General features: G+C 66.4%; 23 protein-coding genes and 1 tRNA gene. 19 read left to right on the top strand and 5 right to left on the bottom strand.

Translation table 11 applies throughout. The features are described from left to right. Positions 1-71 precede the first annotated feature (71 nt). Together KHO22_RS15480 and KHO22_RS15475 are read right to left on the bottom strand one after the other, a co-directional pair. Complete coding sequence (locus KHO22_RS15480) at positions 72-908, bottom strand: alpha/beta fold hydrolase (protein ID WP_211948036.1); 837 nt, start codon at positions 906-908, stop codon at positions 72-74. Next, positions 901-2,574: a benzoate-CoA ligase family protein gene (locus KHO22_RS15475; RefSeq protein ID WP_211948035.1), complete on the bottom strand. Its 1,674-nt coding sequence runs from the start codon at positions 2,572-2,574 to the stop codon at positions 901-903. Before KHO22_RS15475 ends, KHO22_RS15480 begins: the two co-directional genes overlap by 8 nt. 269 nt (positions 2,575-2,843) lie before the next feature. On the opposite strand from KHO22_RS15475, the gene KHO22_RS15470 reads away from it, so the two are divergent. The 16 genes from KHO22_RS15470 (at position 2,844) to KHO22_RS15395 (ending at position 19,338) form a co-directional block, all read left to right on the top strand. After that, entirely contained in the window at positions 2,844-3,773 is a 930-nt protein-coding gene (locus KHO22_RS15470; protein WP_211948034.1) for a helix-turn-helix transcriptional regulator, read from the top strand. Between the two features lie 110 nt (positions 3,774-3,883). Continuing rightward, positions 3,884-5,569, top strand: coding sequence for a 2,3-epoxybenzoyl-CoA dihydrolase (gene boxC / locus KHO22_RS15465; protein WP_211948033.1), 1,686 nt, complete (start codon positions 3,884-3,886; stop codon positions 5,567-5,569). A 153-nt stretch (positions 5,570-5,722) separates the two neighbouring features. After that, a complete protein-coding gene (gene boxB, locus KHO22_RS15460; RefSeq protein WP_211948032.1) occupies positions 5,723-7,147 on the top strand; it encodes a benzoyl-CoA 2,3-epoxidase subunit BoxB in 1,425 nt (474 codons plus the stop codon). Positions 7,148-7,237: 90 nt separating this feature from the next. After that, complete coding sequence (boxA, locus tag KHO22_RS15455) at positions 7,238-8,491, top strand: benzoyl-CoA 2,3-epoxidase subunit BoxA (RefSeq protein WP_211948031.1); 1,254 nt, start codon at positions 7,238-7,240, stop codon at positions 8,489-8,491. A 279-nt stretch (positions 8,492-8,770) separates the two neighbouring features. Continuing rightward, on the top strand, positions 8,771-10,105 hold the full coding sequence (locus tag KHO22_RS15450; RefSeq protein WP_211948030.1) for an IS110 family RNA-guided transposase: 1,335 nt from the start codon (positions 8,771-8,773) through the stop codon (positions 10,103-10,105). 153 nt (positions 10,106-10,258) lie between these two features. Then, complete coding sequence (locus KHO22_RS15445; RefSeq protein WP_211948029.1) at positions 10,259-10,648, top strand: MbcA/ParS/Xre antitoxin family protein; 390 nt, start codon at positions 10,259-10,261, stop codon at positions 10,646-10,648. Next, the gene (locus KHO22_RS15440; protein ID WP_211948028.1) at positions 10,608-11,360 is read left to right on the top strand and encodes an RES family NAD+ phosphorylase; all 753 of its coding nucleotides are present in this window, start codon (positions 10,608-10,610) and stop codon (positions 11,358-11,360) included. Before KHO22_RS15445 ends, KHO22_RS15440 begins: the two co-directional genes overlap by 41 nt. Before the next feature lie 122 nt (positions 11,361-11,482). Then, a tRNA-Met gene (locus KHO22_RS15435) sits at positions 11,483-11,558 on the top strand. A 193-nt stretch (positions 11,559-11,751) separates the two neighbouring features. Further along, positions 11,752-12,336, top strand: a complete 585-nt coding sequence (locus KHO22_RS15430; protein ID WP_211948027.1) for an NUDIX hydrolase — start codon at positions 11,752-11,754, stop codon at positions 12,334-12,336. Positions 12,337-12,361: 25 nt separating this feature from the next. Further along, positions 12,362-13,114 (top strand): leucyl/phenylalanyl-tRNA--protein transferase, encoded by a 753-nt coding sequence (aat, locus tag KHO22_RS15425; RefSeq protein WP_211948026.1) that lies wholly within the window; start codon positions 12,362-12,364, stop codon positions 13,112-13,114. Between the two features lie 35 nt (positions 13,115-13,149). Next, positions 13,150-13,950, top strand: coding sequence for an arginyltransferase (locus KHO22_RS15420; RefSeq protein WP_211948025.1), 801 nt, complete (start codon positions 13,150-13,152; stop codon positions 13,948-13,950). Positions 13,951-14,082: 132 nt separating this feature from the next. Continuing rightward, on the top strand, positions 14,083-15,117 hold the full coding sequence (locus tag KHO22_RS15415) for a quinone-dependent dihydroorotate dehydrogenase (RefSeq protein ID WP_211948024.1): 1,035 nt from the start codon (positions 14,083-14,085) through the stop codon (positions 15,115-15,117). A gap of 60 nt (positions 15,118-15,177) precedes the next feature. Continuing rightward, positions 15,178-16,236 carry an aldo/keto reductase gene (locus KHO22_RS15410; RefSeq protein WP_211948023.1) on the top strand — a complete coding sequence of 353 codons (1,059 nt, stop codon included), beginning with the start codon at positions 15,178-15,180 and terminating at the stop codon, positions 16,234-16,236. 274 nt (positions 16,237-16,510) lie between these two features. Then, positions 16,511-17,479 carry an ABC transporter substrate-binding protein gene (locus tag KHO22_RS15405; RefSeq protein WP_211948022.1) on the top strand — a complete coding sequence of 323 codons (969 nt, stop codon included), beginning with the start codon at positions 16,511-16,513 and terminating at the stop codon, positions 17,477-17,479. Between the two features lie 166 nt (positions 17,480-17,645). Then, positions 17,646-18,542 carry an ABC transporter permease gene (locus KHO22_RS15400; RefSeq protein ID WP_211948021.1) on the top strand — a complete coding sequence of 299 codons (897 nt, stop codon included), beginning with the start codon at positions 17,646-17,648 and terminating at the stop codon, positions 18,540-18,542. 1 nt (position 18,543) lies between these two features. Then, a complete protein-coding gene (locus KHO22_RS15395) occupies positions 18,544-19,338 on the top strand; it encodes an ABC transporter ATP-binding protein (RefSeq protein WP_211948020.1) in 795 nt (264 codons plus the stop codon). An 84-nt stretch (positions 19,339-19,422) separates the two neighbouring features. On the opposite strand, the gene KHO22_RS15390 is transcribed toward KHO22_RS15395, so the two are convergent. The 3 genes from KHO22_RS15390 to KHO22_RS15380 are packed head-to-tail and all read right to left on the bottom strand — an operon-like array spanning position 19,423 to position 21,844. Beyond that, positions 19,423-19,692 (bottom strand): hypothetical protein, encoded by a 270-nt coding sequence (locus KHO22_RS15390; RefSeq protein ID WP_211948019.1) that lies wholly within the window; start codon positions 19,690-19,692, stop codon positions 19,423-19,425. Next, the gene (locus KHO22_RS15385) at positions 19,689-21,101 is read right to left on the bottom strand and encodes a LutB/LldF family L-lactate oxidation iron-sulfur protein (protein ID WP_211948018.1); all 1,413 of its coding nucleotides are present in this window, start codon (positions 21,099-21,101) and stop codon (positions 19,689-19,691) included. The genes KHO22_RS15390 and KHO22_RS15385 overlap by 4 nt, the downstream gene beginning before the upstream one ends. Before the next feature lie 17 nt (positions 21,102-21,118). After that, entirely contained in the window at positions 21,119-21,844 is a 726-nt protein-coding gene (locus KHO22_RS15380) for a (Fe-S)-binding protein (protein WP_211948017.1), read from the bottom strand. Between the two features lie 230 nt (positions 21,845-22,074). Between KHO22_RS15380 and KHO22_RS15375 the strand changes: the two genes are divergently transcribed. The 3 genes from KHO22_RS15375 to KHO22_RS15365 all read left to right on the top strand — a co-directional run bounded on the left by KHO22_RS15375 (position 22,075) and on the right by KHO22_RS15365 (position 25,149). Continuing rightward, complete coding sequence (locus KHO22_RS15375) at positions 22,075-22,863, top strand: IclR family transcriptional regulator (protein WP_211948016.1); 789 nt, start codon at positions 22,075-22,077, stop codon at positions 22,861-22,863. 126 nt (positions 22,864-22,989) lie between these two features. Further along, a complete protein-coding gene (locus KHO22_RS15370; protein WP_211948015.1) occupies positions 22,990-23,709 on the top strand; it encodes a FadR/GntR family transcriptional regulator in 720 nt (239 codons plus the stop codon). Between the two features lie 27 nt (positions 23,710-23,736). Continuing rightward, positions 23,737-25,149 carry an FAD-binding oxidoreductase gene (locus KHO22_RS15365; RefSeq protein WP_211948014.1) on the top strand — a complete coding sequence of 471 codons (1,413 nt, stop codon included), beginning with the start codon at positions 23,737-23,739 and terminating at the stop codon, positions 25,147-25,149. Positions 25,150-25,168 lie beyond the last annotated feature (19 nt).

The following is a 25,168-nucleotide window of genomic DNA, read 5'->3' as shown; positions in this document are numbered from 1 at the left end:
GGTCCCTGCCCCCAGGGTCGGATGTGTGTCCGGATGCATGCCAGGATGCAAACGCGGGGGCGGGCGACGAATTATTTTAGGTATGAAGTATGTGCGGTTATAAACCGTACCGCATCCTGCGTCAACGATGCCGGCTGGTCGCGATGTGGCGAATGACCGCACCGCGCGAGTTTAAGCAAGGCGGTTTGTGCGGCATATCGATGGATACCCTCGATCTGGGCCATGGTGCCGTACTCGTCGTCCTCGCCCTGAACCGCCAGCACCGGGCAGCGCAGCTGCGGCAGCAGCGCATGCAGATTCCACTGGCGGAACGCCGGGTCGAGCCAGATGTCGTTCCAGCCCCAGAAGGCCGAATCCACATCGTCGTGGTAGCGCGCGAGGCGGCTGCGCAGGTCGGTCTCAAGATAGGCCTGGCGCGCGGCTTCGATGCTGCGCACGGATACGTCTTCGACCAGGATATGCGGGGCCAGCACGGTGATGCCATCCACGGCATCGGGAAAGCTCGCGGCGTGGATCAGCGCGATCGAGCCGCCGTCGCTGTGACCGAACAGCCATGGCTTGCCTCGGCTGCGGCCCAGACCGATATCCAGCGCATCGAACAGCGCCGGCAACGCCTCGCGCGCCTGCCGGTGCATGAAGTCGACGCCCCACTTCTCGTCGTGCGGCCGCGGCGTGGAGCGCCCGTAGCCATAGCGCGAGAACACCAGTCCACGGAAGTCGCCGGCCTCGCAGAAGCGCTGCGGAAAATCGCGCCACATGCTGACCGAGCCCAGCCCCTCATGCAGGAACACCACCAGCGGTCGCTGCGCGCGCTCCGGGCGCAGCCACTGGTGCTCGATGCGGATGCTCCGGCCATCAAACGCAATGTCTGCCCAATCGCTGGGCACGCTGGCCCCGTCGTCAGGCATTGGTGGCAACCGTTGCGTTACCCGGACCCGCCTGCCGCGCGGCCTCCTCGCGCTGGCGCAGGCGGAAGCGCTGGATCTTGCCCGTGGCGGTCTTTGGCAGCTCCTCCACGCACTCGATCTGCCGCGGATACTTGTATGGCGCCAGCCGCGACTTGACGAAGGCCTGCAACTCGGCGGCCATGCCCGGGTGCCATTGCTGCCCCGGCCGCATCACGACGAAGGCCTTCGGCTTGACCAGGTCATCGGCATCGGCCACGCCGATCACGGCTGCTTCCAGAATTGCCGGATGCTGGGCGAGCGCAGCCTCGACCTCGAATGGCGAGACATAGATGCCGCCAACCTTGAGCATGTCGTCGCTACGCCCGGCATAGATGTAGTAGCCGTCCGCGTCCTTCAGATACTTGTCGCCGCTGCGCGTCCACGCGCCCACAAACGTGTCGCGGCTCTTGTCGCGGCTGCACCAGTACATCAGCGCCGCGGACGGACCCTTGATATACAGGTCGCCGATCTCGCCGGGCGGGCTGGGTTCGCCCAGTTCGTCCAGCAGCTTGAGTTCGTAGCCGGGCACCGGCTTGCCGGTAGTGCCGTAGCGGACGTCTCCCGGCCGGTTCGACAGGAAGATGTGGAGCATTTCGGTGGAGCCGATGCCATCCAGGATGTCGCAGCCGAAGTGGGCAAGGAAGCGCTCGCCAATGTCCCGCGGCAAGGCCTCGCCAGCGGAGGTACAGACGCGCAAGGCCACGTCGCCGCGCGGCGGCAGGTCCGGCGCGGCGAGCATGCCGGCAAACAGCGTCGGAACGCCGCAGAACACCGTGGGCCGGTGCTCGCGGAGGCGCCGGAACACGGCGGCCGGCGCCGGCCGTTCCGCCATCAGCACCGTGGTGGCGCCGACCGACAGCGGAAACGTCAGTGCGTTGCCAAGACCATAGGCAAAGAAGAGCTTCGCCGCCGAGAACACCACGTCGTCTTCACGCATGCCCAGCACGCGGCGCGCGTACAGGTCGGCGGTATGGAACAGGTTGGCATGCGTATGCACCGTGCCCTTGGGCCGGCCGGTCGAGCCGGACGAATAGAGCCAGAACGCCATGTCATCCGGCCCGGTACTGACCGCCGGCGTCGCCGAGCGCGTGCGCGCCACGACCGCCTCCACGCTGCAGCTGGGCGCCGCGTCCTGATGGGGTCCCGCCTGGATCACCAGCGGGGACAGGCCGCTCTTCGCGATCGCGGCCTTCATGGCCGGCAGCAATGCCTCGGACACCACCACCGCGCGCGCGCCGCAGTGGTCGAGCATATAGGCGTAGTCCTCCACCGTCAGCAGCGTATTCACCGCGACCGGCACCACGCCGGCGAGCAGGCAGCCGAGAAAGACCGTCGGAAAATCGATGGTATCGAGCGCGCACAGCAGCAGCCGCTCTTCACGCCGGAAGCCGGCGTCATGCAGTGCGGCGGCAAAGCGGCGGCTGCGCGCATCCAGTTCGGAGAAGGTCAGCGCGCCGGCATCGTCGACATAGGCAATCTTGTCGCCACGGCCGGCGGCCAGGTTGCGGCCGAGCAGATCGGCGGCCGCGTTATACCGGGCAGGCAACGCGGCGATGTCGGATTCGGCAGTTCCGGGCGAAAGCGATACACCCGCCGGCGAACCGGCAGCGGTATTGGGGGGCGTCATGTCTCCACTCCTTGGTGTCACCCGCCACCGGCGCGAGAACCGGAGGCGTGGCGGCGTCAGGCCGGTCGCTCTTGGATTGCCGGTGCGCTGAGGCGATCGCATCGGCTTGTCGATGCATTTTATTTCATATCGCCTATCATGCAAGTAAGTAGATGCACTATATGACACCGCAACACCGGCCGACCCAAGGACTCCCTTATAATTCGCCTCTTTTTTCCGGCCGGATACCGCCCCCCCCCCCGGCCAAACCGCCTGATACCCTGCCCGCCATGCGCCAAGACCCCGAACCGCTGCCTTCGCCCGATGCCTCCGCCAGCGGCACCCATGGCGAACGCGATCCCTATCTCACGCAACTGGGCGAACGCATCCGCTCGCTGCGTGCCGCGCGCGGCATGTCGCGCAAGGACCTGGCGCGCGGCGCGGAAGTCTCGGAACGCTATCTGGCCAACCTGGAGACCGGCACGGGCAATGCGTCGGTGCTGCTGCTGAGGCAGGTCGCGCGGGCGCTCGACGTCCCCCTGCCGGTCGTGCTGGCGGAGGTGGACGGGCTCAACGGCCAGCAGGCCACCGAGTTCGCGCAGCTTGTGCAGTGGCTGGCGCAGCTGCCCGCGGGCGATCTGGCGCGCGTGCGCGAAGCCTGCCGCCATGCGCTGGCGCCCGCCGAATCGCGTGATGCGCGCCACCGCCGGATCGCCCTGATCGGCCTGCGCGGCGCGGGAAAATCCACGCTCGGCCGCGCGCTGGCGGCTGCCGAGGACATGCCCTTCGTCGAGCTCAACAATGTGATCGAGCAGGAAGCCGGCGCCAGCCTGACGGAGATCCATTCGCTATACGGCCAGGCCGCGTACCGCCGCTATGAGATGCGCGCGCTCGAACGCGCGCTGCGCGAGCACGACAGCATGGTGCTGGCCACCCCGGGCAGCCTTGTCTCCGAGCCCGCCACCTTCAACCTGCTGCTGTCGCGCTGCTATACGGTATGGGTCAAGACCTCGCCGGAAGAGCACATGGCCCGCGTGGTGGCACAGGGCGACATGCGCCCCATGCAGGGCAACCGTGAAGCCATGACAGACCTGCGCCGCATCCTGCAGGCGCGCACGCCGCTCTACGCCCGCGCCGACATCGCGCTCGACACCAGCGGCCAGGACGCGCACACCTCGCTGCAGGCCCTGCGCGCCCAGCTTTCCAGCGTCACCGCCTGAGGGGCGCGGCTGTCCTCCACGGAGGCACAGAAAGGTATTGCGTCGTCCGACACCATGCACTATATTGCATAAGAAGCCGCAAGGCACTATAGTGCATCAAGGAGACAGCCATGTCCGCGCCGGCCACCGCCCCCAGCCAAGCCACCGACCAACCCGTCACATTCGAACGCCATCCCGATCAGTATCGTCACTGGAAGCTCACGTTTGACGGCCCGGTCGCCACACTGGCGATGGACGTCGACGAGGAAGGCGGGCTGCGGCCGGGCTATACGCTGAAGCTGAACTCCTATGACCTGGGCGTCGACATCGAACTGCACGACGCCCTGCAGCGCATCCGCTTCGAGCACCCGGAAGTCCGTACGGTGGTGATGACCAGCGCACGCGACCGCATCTTCTGCTCGGGCGCCAACATCTTCATGCTGGGCCAGTCGTCGCACGCGTGGAAGGTGAATTTCTGCAAGTTCACCAACGAGACGCGCAACGGCATCGAAGACGCCAGCCGCCATTCGGGGCTCAAGTTCATTGCCGCCTGCAACGGCACCACGGCGGGCGGCGGCTATGAGTTGGCGCTGGCGTGCGACGAGATCGTGCTGGTCGACGATCGCTCCTCCGCGGTCAGCCTGCCGGAAGTGCCGCTGCTGGGCGTCCTGCCCGGCACGGGCGGGCTGACGCGGGTGACCGACAAGCGCCACGTGCGGCGCGACCATGCGGACATTTTCTGCACCACCACCGAAGGTGTGCGCGGGCAGCGCGCCAAGGACTGGAAGCTGGTGGATGACGTGGTCAAACCCGCCCGCTTTGCCGAATATGTCGCCCACCGCGCCGCCGCGCTGGCCGCCACCAGTGACCGCCCGCAGGGCCACCATGGCGTGGAACTCACACCGCTGTCGCGCACGGTCGAAGAGGACGGCTATCGCTACGACACCGTGCGGGTCCACTTCGACCGCGCCGCGCGCAAGGCCACCATCACGGTATTCGGGCCGGACCGCCACCAGCCGACGGACCTGGCGGGCGTCGTGTCCGCGGGCATGCAGTGGTGGCCGCTCAAGATGGCGCGCGAACTCGATGACGCCATCCTGACGCTGCGGACCAACCACCTCGATATCGGCATGTGGGTCATGAAGACCGACGGCGACGCCGCCGCCGTGCTGGCCGCCGATGCACTGATGGAAGCACACGCCAGCCACTGGTTCGTGCGCGAGACCATCGGCATGCTGCGCCGTACGCTGGCGCGGCTGGACGTGTCTTCGCGCAGCCTGTTCGCACTGATCGAGCAGGATTCCTGCTTCGCCGGCACGCTGCTCGAACTGGCGCTGGCGGCTGACCGCAGCTACATGCTGCACCTGCCCGATGCACCCGATGATGCGCCGCGCGTATTCCTCAGCGAAGCCAACTTTGGCCGCTACCCGATGCCCAACGGCCTGCCCCGCCTGGCCGCGCGTTTCTATCGGGACGAAGCTGCCATCGGCGCAGCACGCGAGCACATCGGCGCGCCGCTCGACGCGCTCAGCGCGGATTCGCTCGGCCTGATCACGGCCGCACCCGACGACATGGACTGGGAGGACGAAATCCGCATCGCGGTCGAAGAGCGCGCCAGCCTGTCGCCCGATGCGCTCACCGGCCTCGAAGCCAACCTTCGCTTCGGCCCCGGTGAAACCATGGAAACCCGCATCTTCGGCCGCCTGACGGCGTGGCAGAACTGGATCTTCAACCGCCCCAACGCGGTGGGCGAAAACGGCGCGCTCAAGGTGTTCGGTACCGGAAACAAGGCCCGCTTCGACTGGAACCGCGTGTGAGACGGGTTCAGGGCGATTCTGGCGCCGTTGCGCGGCCTTGCCGTACGACTTGTACTGTCTGCGGCCGCGCACCTGGCCAGAGCCGCTTCGCTTGGCCCTGAACCAGTCTCACGAAGATCGGGACACGCATACTACTGATACAGGAGACACCCCGTGAGCATCGACTACAGCCAGAAGATCCCCAACAACGTCAACCTGGCGGACGATCGCGCGCTGCAGCGCGCACTGGAGCACTGGCAGCCGGCGTTCCTGGACTGGTGGCGCGACATGGGGCCGGAGGGCTCGCATGATTTCGACGTGTACCTGCGCACCGCCGTGTCGGTCGACCCGTCGGGCTGGGCGCATTTCGACTACGTGAAGATGCCGGACTACCGCTGGGGCATCTTCCTGCAGCCGGCCGACCCGGCGCGCCAGATTCATTTCGGCGAGCACAAGGGGGAAGCCGCATGGCAGGACGTGCCCGGCGAGCATCGCGCCAACCTGCGCCGCATCATCGTCACGCAGGGCGATACCGAACCGGCCTCGGTCGAGCAACAGCGTCACCTGGGCCTGACCTGCCCGTCGCTGTACGACCTGCGCAACCTGTTCCAGGTCAACGTCGAGGAAGGCCGCCACCTGTGGGCCATGGTGTACCTGCTGCACCGCTATTTCGGCCGCGACGGACGCGAGGAAGCCGAGGCCCTGCTGGACCGCCGCTCCGGCGACCAGGACAATCCGCGCATACTGGGCGCGTTCAACGAACGCACGCCGGACTGGCTGTCGTTCTACATGTTCACCTACTTCACCGACCGCGACGGCAAGTTCCAGCTGTGCGCGCTGGCTGAGTCGGGCTTCGATCCGCTCGCGCGCACCACGCGCTTCATGCTGACCGAGGAAGCGCACCATATGTTCGTCGGCGAATCCGGCGTGTCGCGCGTGATCCAGCGCACCTGCGAGGTCATGCGCGAGCGCGACATCCAGGATCCGGCACAGGTGCGCGCCGCAGGCGTGATCGACCTGGAGACTATCCAGCGCTACCTGAACTTCCACTACAGCGTCACCATCGACCTGTTCGGCGCGGACCAGTCGTCCAATGCCGCCACGTTCTACAGCGCCGGGCTCAAGGGGCGCTTCGAGGAAGGCAAGCGCACCGACGACCACGTGCTCAAGAGCGACGTCTACCGCGTGCTCGAAGTGCGCGACGGCCAGCTCGGCGAGCGCGAGGTGCCGATGCTCAACGCGCTCAATGAAGTACTGCGCGATGACTACATTCGCGATTCGATCGGCGGCGTGGCGCGCTGGAACAAGGTGATCGAGAAGCACGGCATCCCGTTCCGGCTGACGGTGCCGCACAAGGCCTTCAATCGCAAGATCGGCACGCTTTCCAATGTGCGCGTGTCGCCCACCGGAGAAGTGTTGTCCGAAGCGCAGTGGCAGGCCAACGCACCCAGGTGGCTGGCCACGGAAGCCGACCGCGCCTATGTCGCCTCGCTGATGGGACGCGTGGCCGAGCCGGGCAAGTATGCCAACTGGATCGCGCCGCCGGCCGTCGGCATCAACCGCCAGCCGATGGATTTCGAGTACGTGCGGTTCAACTGACCGGCCGCCTCGACGGCCAGCGACTTTACAAGAAAGACAGGACTGTCAGCCCGGGGCCGCATACGGCCCCGCCCCACATGGAGACATACCATGGGTGCCCCCGAAATCATCAAGCAACACCTGATCGATCCGGAAATCTGCATTCGCTGCAATACCTGCGAGGACACATGCCCGATCGATGCCATCACCCATGATTCGCGCAACTATGTGGTTAAGGCCGACGTCTGCAACGCCTGCAACGCCTGCCTGTCGCCTTGCCCCACCGGCGCCATCGACAACTGGCGCACCATGCTCAAGGGCCAGGCCTACCCGATCGAGGAACAGCTCCTGTGGGACGAGTTGCCGGCCGAGGTGCCACTGCCGGCAGCCGATCTCGACGCCGCCGGCACCGATGAAGCCGTGCGCGCCGACACCGCCGCCGCGGCCGACGAAAGCGGCGTGACGGTTCAGGCAGTGGAAACGAGCCTCCATACGTCATCGCGTGCGCCATGGTCGGCGGCCCACCCATACGCAAACCTGCACGGTGTGCGCGCGCCGGTGACGGCCACGGTCGCCGGCAACTACCGGCTGACCGCGGAGGATGCCTCCAGCGATATCCACCATATCGTGCTGGATTTCGGCACGCACTTCTTCCCGGTGCTGGAGGGGCAGGCCATCGGCATCCTGCCGCCGGGCAGCGATGCCGCCGGCAAGCCGCACTACATCCGCATGTATTCGATTGCCAGTCCGCGCGACGGCGAGCGCCCGGGCTACAACAACCTGGCGCTGACGGTGAAGCGCGTCGAAGAGGACCACGACGGCAATCCGGTGCGCGGCGTGGCGTCGAACTTCCTGTGCGACCTGGCCAAGGGCGACACCGTGCAGGTAGTCGGGCCGTTCGGCACCACCTTCCTGATGCCGAACCACCGCGAGGCCAGCATCATGATGGTTTGCACCGGCACCGGTTCAGCGCCCATGCGCGCCATGACCGAGCGCATGCGGCGCAATATGGAGCACTTCGGCGGACGCCGCATGCTGTTCTTCGGGGCCCGCAACGCGCGCGAGCTGCCCTACTTCGGCCCGCTGCTGAAGCTGCCCAGGGACTTCCTCGACATCCACTTCGCCTTCTCGCGCGATGCCGAGGTGCCGCGCCGCTATGTGCAGGACGCGATCCGCGAGGCGTCCGCCGGGGTGGCGGCCCTGCTGGCCGATCCGCATGGCCATGTCTACATCTGCGGCCTGAAGGGCATGGAGGAAGGCGTGCTGTCGGCCTTTGGCGAAGTCTGCGCCGCGGCCAGCCAGTCCTGGCCGCAACTGGAGGCCACCATGAGGAGCGAAGGCCGCCTGCATATCGAGACGTACTGAGCGAGACGTACTAAGCATCCCAAGCCCATGCCTGCGCCCGGCGTTCGGGAAGAAACGATTCTGCCCTATAAAGGGAACGGCAGCGCCACGATGACCGACCTTTCATTGGTGCGAGCCCGTGGCGTTATCGGACGTCACGGTGTGAGCCCGCTACTAAGCATGGTCCCGGAATCGTCGGCGACAGTGGTGAGCGGCGTGAGCCGCATCCCGTTTGAGAGATCGAGTCGAATTCGACGCTTCCCATGGCGCTGCCGTTCATCAACGATGGTGGAGCAAGCCATGGCAATGCGCAAGCGAGACGACGAGGTGTTCCCGAACGCGGCGGGGATCGATATTGGGGCGTCGAGCCACTGGGTGGCAGTGCCACGGCATCTGGCCGAGCAGGCGGGCTGCGAGCCGGTTCGCGAAGTCGGCACGATGACCGACGACCTGCACGCGCTGGCTGACTGGCTGCTGGGCTACGGGGTCGACACGGTGGCGCTGGAGTCCACCGGGGTGTACTGGATCCCCGTGTATGAGGTGCTGGAGCAGCGGGGATTGAAGGTCTGGCTGGTCGATGCGCGGCAGCTCAAGTACGTGCCCGGGCGCAAGAGCGACGTGCAGGATTGCCAGTGGCTGCAGAAACTGATGAGTTTGGGGCTGCTGCGTGCGGCCTGGCGTCCTGATGGCGAAGTCTGTGTGGTGAGGGCAGTGGCCCGTCAGCGCGAGGTGTTGCTCACCGAGCAGGCCAGTTGGGTGCAACGCATGCAAAAGGCACTCGTGCAGATGAACCTCCAGCTCACCGAGGTACTCAGCGACGTCATGGGACAGACCGGCCAAGCCATCATCCGCGCCATCGTCGCCGGCGAGCGCGACCCGAAAGTACTGGCCCGGCACCGCCACAGCCGCATCAAGGCCAGCGCCGACGAGATCATCAAGGCGCTAACGGGCAACTGGCGCGAGGAGCACCTGTTCGTCCTGGGCCAAGCGCTGGCCATGTACGATGACATCGCCAGGCATCTCGTCGCGTGCGAGGCGAAGCTGCGCGAGCTGCTGGCCGAGCGCAACGAGCGCCGCGTCGACCTGGGCAAGGCCCCCAAGGCCGGCGCCAAAGCGCGCATGGAGTTCGACGTGCGCCAGGCGCTAGCGAACTGGGCCGGTGTGGACCTCACGCGTATCAACGGGCTGGGGGTGACTGTAGTGATGAAGCTGCTGTCGGAAATCGGTCCCGATCTGGGCCGCTTCGCCAACGTCAAGCACTTCTGTTCCTGGCTGGGACTGTGTCCGAGCACCAAGATCAGCGGTGGCAAGGTACTGTCATCGGGCACCAAACGATCAGCCAACCGGGCGCGCCAAGCGTTGAAGATGGCAGCCATGTCGCTGTCGCACAGTGACTCCGCGCTCGGCGCGTTCTACCGCCGCCTGTGCGCCCGCATGGACAAGCCCCGCGCCAATACCGCCACCGCGCACAAGCTCGCGCGAATGGTCTACTTCATGTTGACCCGGGGCGAGGCTTTCGTGGATCAGGGGCAGCAACGTTACGAGGAACAGCAACGCCAGCGCAGCGTCGCTGCCCTCAAACGCCGCGCCGCCGCGCTGGGCTTCCAGCTCAATCCGGTCGAGGTGGCCGCCTGAACGCAGCCGCCTTCAGTTTTGTTTCTTGAGGCAGCCGCTGCTGCATCGCCGTTGCGGCCGCCCGCACTGCGCTGCGGGCGGCTTCCTGCATCTGACACTTCCCTTCTGAAATGACTCGCCTATAATGTTTCTGAAGAAACAGGAGCAGAGGCGATGCAATCCAGGCGAATTCCGGAAGCAGAACCCGCCAGCGGTCCCGACCCTGGCACTACGCTGACCAAGGCCGTCATGCGCGCGGCCGGCTTCCTGGGCATCAGCCAGGCTATCGTAGCCAGCGTGCTCGGCATCAGCACGGCTTCGGTGTCACGCATGGCATCCGGCCTGTACATCCTGGACAAGCATCGCAAGGAGTGGGAATTCGGTGTGCTGTTCGTACGGCTGTTCCGCTCGCTCGATGCCATCCTCGGGCACGGCGACCAGGCCCGGCTATGGCTGACCAACGAGAACCTCGCGCTTGGCGGCAAACCCCTCGAAATGATCCGCACCACCGAAGGTCTCGTTCGTGTCGTTCACTACCTGGACGCCACCCGCGGTCGCGTCTGAGCGCCGGCCGGTCGCGCTCAGCCTCTGGCGTGCGGTGGAAGCCCAGCACGTGGTCTCGACCATGCCGCTGGTCGACAGCCTCGACGAGCAGGCCGTGCTGGAAGCCGTGCTCGACGCCGGCAAGCCCGCCGTGCCGGCCGAAGCCCGCCATCTCCACTATCTCCTGTTCACGCCGTTCCGCTATCCGCCGTCGCCGTGGGGCTCGCGCTTCCGGGCGGGGCAGGATCCGGGCGTGTTCTATGGCGCCGAGGAAATCCGCACCGCCTGCGCCGAACTCGGCTACTGGCGCTGGCGCTTCCTTAATGACAGCCCTGCCCTGCCCCGCATCGACGCGCGCGCCCAGACGCTGTTCGAAGTCAGCGTGCGCACTGACGGCATCGCGCTGGACGCAGCGCCGTTTGACCAGGACCGCGCGCATTGGATGGACCCCGACAGCCACGAGACCTGCCAGGCCTTCGGACGCGTTGCGCGCGAAGCCGGCATCGGCCTGATCCGCTACACCTCGGTACGTGACCCGCAGCATGGACCGTGCGGCGCCGTGCTGACCCCACTCGCGTTCGCGGTGCCGCAGCCGCTGGCCACCACCACCTGGATGCTGACAGTGCGCCGCGATCGCGTGATCTGGCAACGTGACGACCTGCTGCAACGCGACAGCTTCGAGTTCGCCGCATCGCTGTGGCAACGCACAAACGAAAGCCCGGCGGAAGGCTGAACCTCGCCCGCGCCGTTGCCGTCTAATTCTTATGGCAGGCGGCATCGCATACTGCTTCACGATTTTTTCATGCAGATGTTGCAATGCGGCGTCCAATGCCCTATACTCTTTTCTTCGACGGACGCGGGGTGGAGCAGTTGGCAGCTCGTCGGGCTCATAACCCGAAGGTCGCAGGTTCAAGTCCTGCCCCCGCAACCAACGCATCGAAACGATGCGCTTACGTCGAATCGGATTCGCCAACGCTACCAACGCGTGATTGGCAATTCAACGCAAAGCCCGCAACCGCGGGCTTTTTGCTTTCCGGGTCCGGCGCACGCACTGTCGCCCTGCGCGCTCAGGCATGCGGGCCGCGCGGTGATACACTTTGCCCCATTCCTCCCGGACGCCCCTCATGAAATTCTGCTCGAACTGTGGCCATGCGGTCGTGCTGCGCGTACCAGACGGCGACAACCGCCCGCGCAGTGTTTGTGACAACTGCGGCACCATCCACTACGTGAATCCGCGCAACGTGGTCGGCACTATCCCGGTCTGGGAAGACAAGGTCCTGCTGTGCAAGCGCGCGATCGAGCCGCGCTACGGCTTCTGGACATTGCCGGCCGGTTTCATGGAGATCGGCGAGACCACGGCGCAGGCCGCCTCGCGCGAAACGCTGGAAGAAGCCGGCGCCCGCGTGCAAGTGGGGGAGCTGTTCTCGATCCTGAACGTGCCGCACGTGCACCAGGTGCATCTTTTCTACCTGGCCACGCTGGACGACCTGGACGTGGCCCCCGGCGAGGAAAGCCTGGAAGTGAAGCTGGTGGAAGAAGCCGACGTGCCGTGGGATGAACTCGCCTTCCCCACGGTCATCCACACACTGCGCTGCTTCTTTGCCGACCGCGCCGCCGGCCGCTTGCAGGACAACAGTTTCCGGCTGCACAGCCTGGATATCGACAAGCCCATGCGCCCGCTGACCAGCCGGGCCACGGTTACTCCCTGACCGTTCTGCCCCCGGCAGCCCCAGCATGATTGCCTGGCTGGATCCACAGGATCCGTTTCCGCCGGTGGAGCGCGCGCTGGGGCCAGCCACCGAAGCGCCGGGCCTGCTCGCCGCCAGCCGTGACCTGTCGCCCCAGAGGCTGCTGCTGGCTTACCGCCAGGGCATCTTCCCGTGGTACTCGGTGGGCCAGCCGGTGCTCTGGTGGAGTACCGATCCGCGCATGGTGCTGGCACCTCAGGCACTGAAGATCTCCACCACGTTCCGCAAGACGCTGCGCCGCGTGCTGCGCGACCCCGACTGGGAAATCCGCGTCGATGATGATTTCCTGGCAGTCATGCGTGCCTGCGCGCTGACGCCGCGCGAAGGCCAGGACGGCACCTGGATCACCGGGGAGATCATCGCGGCCTACAGCGCGCTGCATGCCAGCGGCATGGCGCACTCGGTCGAAGCCTGGTACCGCGGCGAGCGCGCGGGCGGGCTCTATGGCGTGGCGCTGGGCCGCATGTTCTATGGCGAATCGATGTTCGCGCACCGCACGGATGCCTCCAAGATCGCGCTGGCGGCGCTGTGCGCGTTCCTCGGCAATCACGGCGTGCCGATGATAGACTGCCAGCAGGAAACCGATCACCTGGCCTCGCTTGGCGCGCGCCCGATCTCGCGCGCGGAGTTCCTGGCACATGTGCGCACTGCCTCGGCACGACCGGCGATCACGCCGTGGTGGTTCGACAAATCGGTGCTGGAGCGGTGGACCGCCACGCCCGCCACCCCGGCCGTCTGACAAGCTGGCTGCATCATCCGCCCCAGGTCCGAGCCATGAGCAAGCTGAAGGAGCTCCCGCTTTCCGCGCTGCAGTTCTATGCAACGGCGCCCTATGCCTGCAGCTATCTCGACGGCCGCATGGCCCGCTCGCAGGTGGCGACACCGGCCCACCTGATCAATGCGGACGTGTACTCGCGGCTGGTGCGCGCCGGGTTCCGCCGCAGCGGCATCTTCACTTACCGACCGTATTGCGATGAATGCCACGCCTGCACGCCGTGCCGCGTGCTGGTGGACCAGTTCGAGCCGGACCGCTCGCAACGCCGGGCCTGGCGCCGCCACGGGCACCTGCAGGCGCTGGTGGCACCGTTGACGTACGTCGAAGAGCACTACGCGCTATACCTGCTGTACCAGTCCATGCGCCACGCCGGCGGCGGCATGGATCAGGACAGTCGCGACCAGTACGAGCAGTTCCTGCTGCAGAGCCGCGTGAACTCGCGCCTGGTGGAGTTCCGCGAACCGCCGGGCTCGCCCGAGGCCGGCAAGCTGCGCATGGTCAGCATGATCGACGTGCTCGATGACGGGCTGTCATCGGTCTACACCTTCTACGACCCGCTCGAGCGCAACGCCAGCTACGGCACCTACAACATCCTCTGGCAGATCCGCCAGACTCGGGAGCTCGCCCTGCCGCACCTGTACCTGGGCTACTGGATCGCGGAAAGCCGGAAGATGGCCTACAAGGCACGTTTCCGCCCGCTGCAGGTGCTGACCGGCAACCAGTGGCAGGCGTTCGGGGACGACGCGCGCAGCGCCACGTCCGCCGCATCGGAAGACGGCCCCGGCCCCGCGCAGGAATAGCGGGCGGCGGCGGGCAGCAGCGAACAACAGCGAGCGGGCAGGCACGGCCGCACGGCGCGCGGGCATGCGCCCCAGCCGCTACAATGCCGGCTTGGTTTTCACTCTGCACCGGACCTCCGGTCGCCTCTCCCCGTGCTCAACGCGCTCTACCCCCTGCTCCGCCCCGCCCTGTTCTCGATGGACGCGGAGGACGCCCACCACTTCACCCTGAACAACCTGCTGCGCGCGAAGCGCATGGGCCTGGCCGGCTGCATCGGCAACCGCGTCGCCGACGATCCGCGCACGGTGATGGGCGTACGCTTCCCCAACCCGGTAGGCCTCGCGGCCGGGCTGGACAAGGATGGCGCCTATATCGACGGGCTCGCGGCGTTCGGCTTCGGCTTCATCGAGGTGGGCACGGTCACGCCGCGCGCGCAGGCCGGCAACCCGCGCCCGCGCATGTTCCGCCTGCCGCAGGCCGATGCGCTGATCAACCGCATGGGCTTCAACAACGGCGGTGTCGATGCCTTCATCGCCAACGTCACGGCATCGCGCTGGAAGGCCGAGGGCGGCGTGCTGGGGCTGAACATCGGCAAGAACGCCGACACGCCGATCGAACGTGCCGCTGACGACTACCTGTACTGCCTGGAACGCGTCTATCCGCACGCGAGCTACGTAACGGTCAATATCTCGTCGCCCAATACCAAGAACCTGCGCCAGCTCCAGGGCGCCAGCGAGCTCGACAGCCTGCTGTCGACGCTCAAGGCAGCCCAGCAGCGCCTGGCCGACCAGCACAAGCGCTACGTGCCGGTGGCGCTGAAGATTGCGCCGGACCTCGATGCCGACCAGATCCGCAATATCGGCGACGCACTGGTGCGCCACAGGATCGACGGCGTGATCGCCACCAACACCACGATCTCGCGCGATGCCGTAAAAGGCCTGCCACACGCGGAAGAAGCCGGCGGCCTGTCGGGCCGGCCGGTGTTCGAGCCATCGACGCGCGTGGTGCGCGCGCTGCGCCAGGTCGTCGGCGACGCGGTGCCCATCATCGGCGTGGGCGGCATTTTCAGCGGCGCCGACGCGCGCGCCAAGATCGACGCCGGTGCGAAGCTCGTGCAGGTCTACAGCGGCCTGATCTACCGCGGCCCGACGCTGGTGCGCGATTGCGCCGCCGCGCTGCGCGCCTAAGAACCCGTTTCAGGATGAGGAAGGGGTTCTAAAGCCCCGGCAAGACAGCAGGAGAGCCATATGGAAACCATCCGCCTCGGACGCAGCGACCTCCAGGTCTCGCGCATCTGCCTGGGTACCATGACCTTTGGCGAGCAGAACACCGAAGCCGAGGGCCACGGCCAGCTCGACTACGCTTTCTCGCGCGGGATCAATTTCATCGATACCGCCGAGATGTACCCGGTCAGGCCGTGCGCCGAAACCTACGGCCGGACCGAGCAGATCATCGGCAGCTGGCTGCGGCACCAGCCGCGCGACCGCGTGGTGCTCGCCACCAAGGTGGCCGGCCCCGGCCGGATGCCCTGGATCCGCAATGGCGATGACCTGACGCCCGCGGGCATCCGCGCGGCGGTGGACGCCTCGCTGCAGCGGCTGCAGACCGACTACATCGACCTGTACCAGATCCACTGGCCCGCGCGCAACGCGCCGATCTTCGGCCAGACCAGCTTCGACCCGGCCCAGGAGCGGCCCTGCACCTCGATCCAGGCGCAGCTCGAGACCTTTGCCGAACTGGTGCAGGCGGGGAAGATCCGCTATGTCGGCGTCTCCAATGAAACGCCGTGGGGCGTGGCGGAATTCGTCAGGCTGGCCGAGCAGCACGGGTTGCCGCGCATCGCCACCATCCAGAACCCGTACAACCTGGTCAACCGCAGCTTCGAGCAGGGCCTGGACGAGGCCTGCTTCCGCAGCGACGTGAGCCTGCTGGTCTACAGCCCGCTCGCGTTCGGCCAGCTCACCGGCAAGTACCTGAGCGGCGACCCGGCGAAGCCCGTCTTCAACGACGCCGCGATCGGACGGCTGACGCGCTTCGGCGCCGACTGGAGCCCGCGCTACATGCGCCCGGAGACGATGGCGGCGTCGGCCCGCTATGTCGAACTGGCCCGCACGGCCGGACTGTCGCCGGCGACGCTGGCCCTGGCCTGGTGCTATTCGCGCTGGTTTGCCGCGAGCACCATCATCGGCGCCACGTCGCTGGAGCAATTGCAGGAAAACATCGATGCGTGGCAAACGCAATTGCATGAAGACGTGATTACCGCAATCGGGGAAATCCACAAGCAAATCTGCAATCCCGCGCAATAATCTGCGCCTGGATGGCGGATAACGGGGCTTCGACAGCATCGAATGCCCCGCATCCCCTCCGAGGCTTCGCATTTCGTGCGCGAGAAGTGGTATCCTCGCAGGCTTATCGCTGTCTTGCTTCCGGGCCAGGCGCGCACTTCCATCAGCCGCCGGAAGTGCCACGCCCGCCAGGGGCAGGTGCCGTCCACGCCATCGCGGCGGCGCCGGCAGCGAGACCAAGCTTGTGCGCGGCATACCATCCAGAACCGAGTCACTCGGAGGAGAGCAGATCAAAATGAAGGGTCTCAAGGCAACCAAGTCCATTCTCGGCGGCGCAGTGGCGCTGGCATTGCTGTGCGGCGGCGCCGTGCACGCCCAGACCGTCAAGGTCCTGTCGATCGTGGACCACCCCGCGCTGGACGCCATCCGCGACGGCGTGCGCGAGGAGCTGAAGGCCGCCGGCTATGACGCCGACAAGAACCTGAAGTGGGAATACCAGAGCGCCCAGGGCAACACCGGCACGGCCGCCCAGATCGCCCGCAAGTTCGTCGGCGACAACCCGAACGCGATCGTTGCCATCGCGACCCCGTCGGCCCAGGCGGTGGTGGCTGCCACCAAGACCGTGCCCGTGGTGTACTCGGGCGTGACCGATCCGGTCGCCGCGCAGCTCGTCAAGAGCTGGTCGCCGTCGGGCACCAACGTGACCGGCGTGTCGGACAAGCTGCCGCTGGACAAGCAGGTCACCCTGATCAAGCGCGTGGTGCCGAATGCCAAGACCGTCGGCATGGTCTACAACCCGGGCGAAGCCAACTCGGTCGTGGTGGTCAAGGAACTGAAAGAACTGCTGGCCAAGCAGGGCCTGACCCTGAAGGAAGCCGCGGCCCCGCGCACGGTTGACATCGGCGCCGCCGCCAAGAGCCTGATCGGCAAGGTGGACGTGATCTACACCAATACCGACAACAACGTGGTTTCGGCCTACGAAGCGCTGGTCAAGGTCGCCAATGAATCGAAGATTCCGCTGGTCGCCGCCGACACCGACAGCGTCAAGCGTGGCGCCATCGCCGCGCTGGGCATCAACTACCTGGACCTGGGCCACCAGACCGGCAAGGTCGTGGTGCGCATCCTGAAGGGCGAAAAGCCGGGCGCGATCGCCTCGGAAACCAGCAGCAACCTTGAACTGTTCGTGAACACCGGCGCCGCGCAGAAGCAAGGCGTGACGCTGTCGCCGGACCTGGTCAAGGAAGCCAAGACCGTCATCAAGTAAGCACAACGTCTGACCTGTGCCGTCCGCGCCGCGCGGACGGCCGCGCGTCCGCTAGTCCACTACAGTACAAGTCCAGACTGCCCTACCCGGGCCCGCCCCCTGAACGAGACGGCGCGCGGAACGACCTTATCCGGGCGAGCCGCGCCAGCTGTCAACAGGATTCACCATGTCCCTCTTTTCCCTTCTGGGTGCCCTGGAGATCGGCCTGATCTTCAGCCTGGTTGCCCTCGGGGTGCTGATTTCCTTCCGCATCCTCAATTTTCCAGACCTGACCGTCGACGGCAGCTTTCCGCTGGGCGGCGCCGTGGCCGCGACGCTGATCGCCGCCGGGCAGGACCCGTTTGTCGCCACCGCCATCGCCATCGTGGCCGGCGCCCTGGCAGGCTTCATCACCGGCTGGCTGAATGTGCGGCTCAAGATCATGGACCTGCTCGCCAGTATCCTGATGATGATCGCGCTGTACTCGGTCAACCTGCGCATTATGGGCCGCCCGAATGTGCCGCTGATCACGGAACCGACGCTCTTCACCATCCTGCAGCCCGAATGGCTGCCCGATTACGTGCTGCGCCCGCTGGTGCTGTTCATCGTGGTGGTCATCGCCAAGGTCGGCCTGGACTGGTTCTTCTCGTCGCAGCTCGGCCTGGCCATGCGCGCTACCGGCGCCAATCCGCGCATGGCGCGCGCGCAGGGCATCGCCACGGGTCGCGCCACGCTGGCCGGCATGGCCCTGTCCAACGGGCTCGTGGCACTCGCTGGCGCGCTGTTCGCGCAGACGCAGGGCGGCTCCGATATCTCGATGGGCATCGGCACCATCGTGATCGGCCTGGCCGCCGTGATCATCGGCGAGAGCATCCTGCCGGCACGCCGCCTGGTCTGGACCACGCTCGCCGTGGTGCTGGGCGCCATCCTGTACCGTTTCTTCATTGCGCTGGCGCTGAACAGCGACTTCATCGGCCTCAAGGCGCAGGATCTGAACCTGGTGACCGCCGCGCTGGTGACGATCGCCCTGGTGCTGCCCGCCACCCGCAAGAAGCTGTTTGCCCGCAAGAACGGAGGTGCCTGAGATGCTGCGCGCACAAGACCTGAAGCTCACCTTCAACCCTGGCACCCCGATCGAGACCCGCGCGCTGCGCGGCCTGAGCCTGGAAATCCCAAGCGGCCAGTTCGTGGCCGTGATCGGCTCCAACGGCGCCGGCAAGTCGACCTTCCTGAACGCCATCAGCGGCGACCAGATGGTCGATTCGGGACGCATCACCATCGATGACACCGACGTGACGCGCAAGCAGGCCTGGGATCGCGCCCACCTCGTGGCACGCGTGTTCCAGGACCCGATGGCCGGCACCTGCGAGGCGCTGACGATCGAAGAGAACATGGCGCTGGCGATGGCCCGCGGCGCAAAGCGCGGCTTCCGCGCGGCGCTGAACCGCGGCTCGCGCGAGCTGTTCCGCGAGAAGCTGCGCCTGCTGAACCTGGGCCTGGAAAACCGCCTGACCGACCGCATCGGCCTGCTCTCCGGCGGCCAGCGCCAGGCGGTGAGCCTGCTGATGGCCTCGCTGCAGCCGTCGCGCATCCTGCTGCTCGACGAGCACACCGCCGCGCTGGACCCGAAGACCGCCGCGTTCGTGCTGGAACTGACCGCGCGCATCGTCGAGGAAAGCAAGCTGACGACGATGATGGTCACGCACAGCATGCGCCAGGCACTGGACTACGGCCAGCGCACGGTGATGCTGCACCAGGGCCAGGTCGTGCTGGATGTGTCCGGTGAAAAGCGCAAGGGGCTGGATGTGCCCGACCTGCTGCGCATGTTCGAGCAGACCCGTCACGAGCAGCTCGACGACGACGCTCTGCTGCTGGGCTGATCCGCTGCCGGGCTGATCCGCTGCTCGGCTAATCCGACTGCCGCAGGTATGGAAAAGGGAGCCCAGGCTCCCTTTTTCTTTCCGTCAGACCGTAGCGGCCTTGTCCAGCCAGCGCCCGAGCTGGTCCGTCACGGCCGTGCTCGAAAACGAGCAGCTATCCTGCGCGAACACGGCCGACATCTCCAGCCGGCGCAGCAGTTCTTCCATCGCCTGGCCAAACACCGGCGGCAGGGTCAGGGCGGGCGCTGCCGCGCGCCACGCCTTTACGAGTTCAGCCGCCGGCAGCGTGCCGCCAGTGTGCTGGTCCAGTGCCGAGCGCATGCGCGCCAGCGTCTCCGTATTGGCGGCGCTCATGTGCGTGCCCTCCTTTCCTTGTAAAGCTCGCGGAACGTGCGTCCCGACGGTGCCGGCATGTCCCGCGTCTGGGTCCAGCCCTTGCCCGCCATGGGCAGGCTGGCGATCAGCCGGTTGCTGCCGCCCATGCGCGCCAGCACGCGCGCGCCGAACCGGCTGGCCAGCGCATAGAGTGCCGGGCGCCGGGCCACGAAGCCCCACGCCTGCAGCGCGAAGCGCTCCTGCCACGGACGCAGGCCGCGCTCCAACTGCTTCTCGCGCAGCTTGCGCAGCAGGTCCGACAAGGGGATCGATGCCGGGCACACGCGGTTGCACTCGCCACACAACGTGGCCGCCTGCGGCAGGTCAATGGCATTGGCCAGGCCCACGTAGCTGGGCGTCAGCACGCTGCCCATCGGCCCCGGATAGACCCAGCCATACGCATGGCCGCCGATCTTCTGGTAGACCGGGCAATGGTTCATGCAGGCGCCGCAGCGGATACAGCGCAGCATCTCCTGGAACTCGCCGCCGATCAGCCCGCTGCGGCCGCCGTCGACCAGCACGAAGTACATATGCTCGGGACCATCGCGCTCGCCTTCGGCACGCGGACCGGTCAGCAGCGAGAAATAGTTGGAAATGGCCTGCCCCGTCGCCGAACGCGGCAGCAGCCGCATCACGGTCACCAGGTCTTCCAGTGTCGGCAGCACCTTCTCGATGCCGGTGACGGCCACGTGCACGCGCGGCATGACCGTGCACATGCCTTCATTGCCCTCGTTGGTGACCACCGCCACCGAACCGGTCTCGGCAATGATGAAATTGCCCCCGGTCACGCCCATGTCGGCGGACAGGAACTCGGGCCGCAGCACCTCGCGCGCTTCGCGCGTCATTTCCGGGATCTCGGTCAGGCGCGGCTTCTGATGGACTTTCGCAAACAGGTCGGCGATCTCGTCCTTGTCCTTGTGCACGACCGGCGCAATGATGTGCGACGGAGGCTCGGAGTCGTTGATCTGCAGGATGTACTCGCCGAGATCGGTCTCGATGCTCTGCACGCCCATCTCGCCAAGCACCTGGTTGAGCCGCATCTCTTCGGTCACCATCGACTTGCTCTTGATGACCTTCTTCACGCCATGCTTCTGCGCGATCTCCGCGACCAGGCGTGCAGCATCGGCCGTGGTCTCGGCAAACAGCACCGTGGCGCCGCGGCGCGTGGCGTTTTCCTCGAACGTGGCGAGCCAGACATCGAGGTTTTCCAGCGCGCGGTTGCGGCGCTCTTTCAGCGCCGCACGGGTCGCATCGAAATCGATGTCGCGGATGGCGTCCGCGCGCGCAGTGACGAACTTTGTCGAGAGCTTCTTGAGGTTCTGCTGCAGGCGCTGGTCAGCCAGCTTCTGGCCGGCGCGCGCCTTGAATTCCATGCTGTGGACTTGCATCGTCGCGTCTCCGGTGCTCAGGCGTCGCCAGCCAGTACCTGCGCGATATGCAGCACGCGTGTCTGCGTATCGCCGCTGCGGCGCAGGCGGCCTTCGATATTGAGCATGCAGCCCAGGTCGCCCAGCACCACCGCATCGGCGCCGCTGGCCTTGATATTGGCGCACTTCTCGTCGACGATGGCCGTCGAGATGTTGCCATACTTGACCGAGAAGGTGCCGCCAAAGCCGCAGCAGGCCTCGCAGTCCTTCATCTCGGTGAGCTGCACGCCGGACAGCTTGCCCAGCAGTTCGCGCGGCTGCGCCTTGACGCCCAGTTCGCGCAGGCCCGAGCAGGAATCGTGATAGGTGACATGGCCGGCAAAGTTCGAATCGAGCTGCTCGATCTTCGCTACGTTCACCAGGAAATCGGTCAGCTCGAACACGCGTTCGCGCAGGCGTTCATAGCGGCCGTTGAGTTCGGGGTCGTCGCGCAGCAGGTCCGCATAGTGGTGACGAATCATGCCGCCGCAGCTCCCCGACGGCACCACCACGTAGTCGAACATCTCGAACTCGCGCAGGAATTTTTCCGCCAGGTCGCGCGACACTGTGCGCTCGCCCGAGTTGTAGGTCGGCTGGCCGCAGCAGGTCTGGGCTTCGGGCACCATCACCTCGTAGCCGGCGGCTTCCAGCAGCTTCAGCACGGAGAAGCCGATCTCCGGGCGCATGAGGTCCACCAGGCAGGTGGCGAACAGGCCAACTCGCATTTGCTTTCTTTCTCCAGACCCCGAAACCCCGCAATTATGCGCGTTTGCGCCGCCGGGTGGCGCACAAACCATTCAGGCGCGCATGAGCACGATTCAGGCCGCAATACCCCCGGTCGAGGCGCCTGGACTAGAGGATTCTTACTGGAATGTCATTTCACCTATTGAAATTTTCACGATGTGAGATAGAATCAGGCAAACGCTTAATTTGCCGCAGGGCAACATTTCCATATATGTCAGACGCAGACAAGTCGCCTGGAAAGACCTCGATCCAGGTCATTGAACGCATGATGACGCTGCTGGACGCACTGGCCCAGCACGCCGACCCGGTCAGCCTGAAAGAGCTGTCGATGTCTACCGGGCTGCACCCGTCCACCGCGCACCGTATCCTCAACGACATGGTTGCGTGCCGCTTCGTCGATCGCTCCGACCCTGGCAGCTACCGGCTCGGCATGCGCCTGCTGGAGCTTGGCAACCTGGTCAAGGCACGCCTGTCGGTTCGCGACGCGGCGCTCGCGCCGATGCGCGCGCTGCACCGCGTCACCGGGCAGACCGTCAACCTGTCAGTGCGCCAGGGCGATGAGATCGTGTATATCGAGCGCGCCTACAGCGAGCGCTCCGGCATGCAGGTGGTCCGCGCCATTGGCGGACGCGCGCCGCTGCACCTGACTTCGGTCGGCAAGCTGTTCCTGGCCGCGGACGAGTCCACGCGCGTGCGCAGCTATGCCACGCGCACCGGCCTGGCCGGGCATACCCGCACCTCGATCACCGACCTGACCAAGCTCGAGCGCGAACTCAGCTGGGTACGCAGCAACGGCTACGCACGCGACAACGAAGAGCTGGAACTGGGCGTGCGCTGCATTGCGGCCGGCATCTACGATGATTCGCGCCGCCTGGTGGCTGGCCTGTCGCTGTCGGCGCCCGCCGACCGCCTGCAGGACAGCTGGCTGCAGAACCTGAAGGACACCGCGCTGCAGATCTCGCGCGGCATGGGGTACGTGATGGAGTCCGAAGCCGCCTGATCCGGCTTCGGCTTGCCGGCGGCGACGGGTAACTGCCCTGCCGTCGGCTCAGCAAATCACGAGCATACCTTTTAAGGGTTTACGCCTAGTTTTCAGATAACCTGCAAACCCTATAATCGGGCCGCTATGCGAACCCGAGCCATCACGCTGACCGAACAGGTCACGCGCCAGATCCGTACCGACATCGAGAACGGCGTCCACCCCGTCGGCAGCCGCCTGCCGACGGGCAAGCAACTGGCCGACCAGTACGGCGTCAGCGCCGCCGTGATCCGCGAAGTGACGGAGCACCTGCGCTCCCAGGGGTTCGTGGAAACCCGCCAGGGCGTGGGCTGCACCGTGCGTTCGCGTACCGGCGCGGCCGGCTTCCAGTTGCCGCGCGAGCCCGACCTGGGACGGACCGAGCTGGCCGACCTGTATGACCTGCGCATTGACCTGGAAAGCGCGGCAGCGGCACTGGCCGCCATGCGGCGCAGCGCGGACGACATCGATACCCTTGCCGAGGTGCTGCAGCGACTGAAGGCGCATCTCTATGATGCGCAGCCGGCGGTCGACCTCGATGCGGCCTTCCACGTCGGCATTGCCAGCGCCACGCATAACCCGTACTACCGCCAACTGCTGCAGTACATGAACCTGCAACTGCACCAGGCTGTTGCCACCGCGCGCGCCAACACATTGCAGCAAGCACACCTGCCCGAGGCCGTGCACCGGGAACACGAAGCCATCTTCGAGGCGATCCGCGAAGGCAACGCCGAAGCGGCGCGCCAGGCCACCGTCCACCACCTGCAATGTGCGGCGCAGCGCCTGGGCTTGCCCCTGCGCGCACGCGTCACCGATCTCCTGCCCTGAAAACCGAAAGCTGAAATCGATCCCTCCATGCAAGCCGCCAACCTGCCCCAGCGTCTCACCGAAGCCCTTGGTCCCGACACCGTGCTCACGCAGCCCGACGACATTGCGCCTTGGCTGGCGGACTGGCGCGGCATCTACAGGGGCCAGGCCCAGGCTGTGGTCCGCCCGCGCACGGTCGACGAGGTCTCGCGCTGCCTCGCGCTATGCCAGCAGGCCGCGGTCCCGGTCGTGCCGCGCGGCGGCAACACCGGGCTGTGCGGCGCGGCCACGCCCGACGGCCAGCCGCTGAACGTGGTGCTGAGCCTGGACCGCATGCATGCGATCCGCTCGCTCGACACCATTGCCAACACCATGGTGGCCGAAGCCGGCTGCATCCTCGGCAATCTGCGGCGCGCCGCCGCCGACGCCAACCGATTGCTGCCGCTGAGCCTGGCGGCGGAGGACTCATGCCAGATCGGCGGCAACCTGGCCACCAATGCCGGCGGCGTCAACGTCGTGCGTTATGGCATGGCGCGCGAACTGGTGCTTGGCGTCGAGGCCGTGCTGCCCAACGGCGAGGTCTTCCACGGCCTGCGCACGCTGCGCAAGGACAACACCGGCTACGACCTCAAGCAGTTGCTGATCGGCTCGGAAGGCACGCTCGGCGTCATCACGGCCGCAGCACTGCGCCTGTTCCCGCGCACCGATACGCGCAGTGTCGTGCTGGCGGCCGTGGAATCGCCACAACAGGCACTGGAGCTGTACGCGCTGCTGTTCGAGCAATGCGGCGCACGGCTGCAGGCTTTCGAATTCTTCACGGGCGCGTGCCTGGACCTGGTCCTTACGCATGCCGAAGGCGTACAAGAGCCCTTTGCACAGCGCTATCCCGCCTATGTGCTGGTGGAACTGGCCGACACCGCCGAGGAAGATGCGCTCAACGCGCTGCTGGAGCGCGTCATCGGCGAGGCGCTCGAACGCGGCCTGTGCCACGACGCCGCGGTGTCCACCTCGCTGGCGCAACTGCAGGCGCTGTGGAAGTTGCGTGAAGAAATCTCCGAAGCGCAGCGCGCGGACGGACCGCATCTGAAGCACGACGTGTCACTGCCGATCGAACAGATCCCGGCGTTCATGGTGTCGATGCAGGCGCGCCTGCACACGCTGGATCCGGCGATCCGGCCGTTCATCTTCGGGCACTTCGGTGACGGCAACCTGCACTACAACCTGTCGCGCCCGGCGGGAGCACCGAAGGACTGGGCGGCAACGCACGAAGACGCCGTGACCGGCACCGTGCTCGATGAAGTGATGCGCTACGGCGGCAGCATCAGCGCGGAACATGGCATCGGCCAGCTCAAGCGTCACGCGTTCCTGCAGTACAAGGACCCACTGGAACTGCGGCTGATGCGCGAGATCAAGCGGGCTTTCGATCCGGCCGGCATCATGAATCCGGGCAAGCTGCTCTGAAGTGGTGAAGTCCCAATAA

The sequence above is a fragment of the Cupriavidus yeoncheonensis genome (genome assembly GCF_905397275.1).
GTDB lineage: Bacteria > Pseudomonadota > Gammaproteobacteria > Burkholderiales > Burkholderiaceae > Cupriavidus > Cupriavidus yeoncheonensis.
Note: the sequence above shows the minus strand (reverse complement) of the source record. Positions and strands in the feature narration are given on the sequence as shown.

Bases quoted from the DNA above. Each gene is read 5' to 3' on its own strand.
- KHO22_RS15480 (WP_211948036.1), bottom strand. From the start codon at position 908: ATGCCTGACGACGGGGCCAGCGTGCCCAGCGATTGGGCAGACATTGCG.
- KHO22_RS15475 (WP_211948035.1), bottom strand. From the start codon at position 2,574: ATGACGCCCCCCAATACCGCTGCCGGTTCGCCGGCGGGTGTATCGCTT.
- KHO22_RS15470 (WP_211948034.1), top strand. From the start codon at position 2,844: ATGCGCCAAGACCCCGAACCGCTGCCTTCGCCCGATGCCTCCGCCAGC.
- boxC (WP_211948033.1), top strand. From the start codon at position 3,884: ATGTCCGCGCCGGCCACCGCCCCCAGCCAAGCCACCGACCAACCCGTC.
- boxA (WP_211948031.1), top strand. From the start codon at position 7,238: ATGGGTGCCCCCGAAATCATCAAGCAACACCTGATCGATCCGGAAATC.
- KHO22_RS15450 (WP_211948030.1), top strand. From the start codon at position 8,771: ATGGCAATGCGCAAGCGAGACGACGAGGTGTTCCCGAACGCGGCGGGG.
- KHO22_RS15445 (WP_211948029.1), top strand. From the start codon at position 10,259: ATGCAATCCAGGCGAATTCCGGAAGCAGAACCCGCCAGCGGTCCCGAC.
- KHO22_RS15430 (WP_211948027.1), top strand. From the start codon at position 11,752: ATGAAATTCTGCTCGAACTGTGGCCATGCGGTCGTGCTGCGCGTACCA.
- aat (WP_211948026.1), top strand. From the start codon at position 12,362: ATGATTGCCTGGCTGGATCCACAGGATCCGTTTCCGCCGGTGGAGCGC.
- KHO22_RS15420 (WP_211948025.1), top strand. From the start codon at position 13,150: ATGAGCAAGCTGAAGGAGCTCCCGCTTTCCGCGCTGCAGTTCTATGCA.
- KHO22_RS15410 (WP_211948023.1), top strand. From the start codon at position 15,178: ATGGAAACCATCCGCCTCGGACGCAGCGACCTCCAGGTCTCGCGCATC.
- KHO22_RS15405 (WP_211948022.1), top strand. From the start codon at position 16,511: ATGAAGGGTCTCAAGGCAACCAAGTCCATTCTCGGCGGCGCAGTGGCG.
- KHO22_RS15400 (WP_211948021.1), top strand. From the start codon at position 17,646: ATGTCCCTCTTTTCCCTTCTGGGTGCCCTGGAGATCGGCCTGATCTTC.
- KHO22_RS15395 (WP_211948020.1), top strand. From the start codon at position 18,544: ATGCTGCGCGCACAAGACCTGAAGCTCACCTTCAACCCTGGCACCCCG.
- KHO22_RS15390 (WP_211948019.1), bottom strand. From the start codon at position 19,692: ATGAGCGCCGCCAATACGGAGACGCTGGCGCGCATGCGCTCGGCACTG.
- KHO22_RS15385 (WP_211948018.1), bottom strand. From the start codon at position 21,101: ATGCAAGTCCACAGCATGGAATTCAAGGCGCGCGCCGGCCAGAAGCTG.
- KHO22_RS15380 (WP_211948017.1), bottom strand. From the start codon at position 21,844: ATGCGAGTTGGCCTGTTCGCCACCTGCCTGGTGGACCTCATGCGCCCG.
- KHO22_RS15375 (WP_211948016.1), top strand. From the start codon at position 22,075: ATGTCAGACGCAGACAAGTCGCCTGGAAAGACCTCGATCCAGGTCATT.
- KHO22_RS15370 (WP_211948015.1), top strand. From the start codon at position 22,990: ATGCGAACCCGAGCCATCACGCTGACCGAACAGGTCACGCGCCAGATC.
- KHO22_RS15365 (WP_211948014.1), top strand. From the start codon at position 23,737: ATGCAAGCCGCCAACCTGCCCCAGCGTCTCACCGAAGCCCTTGGTCCC.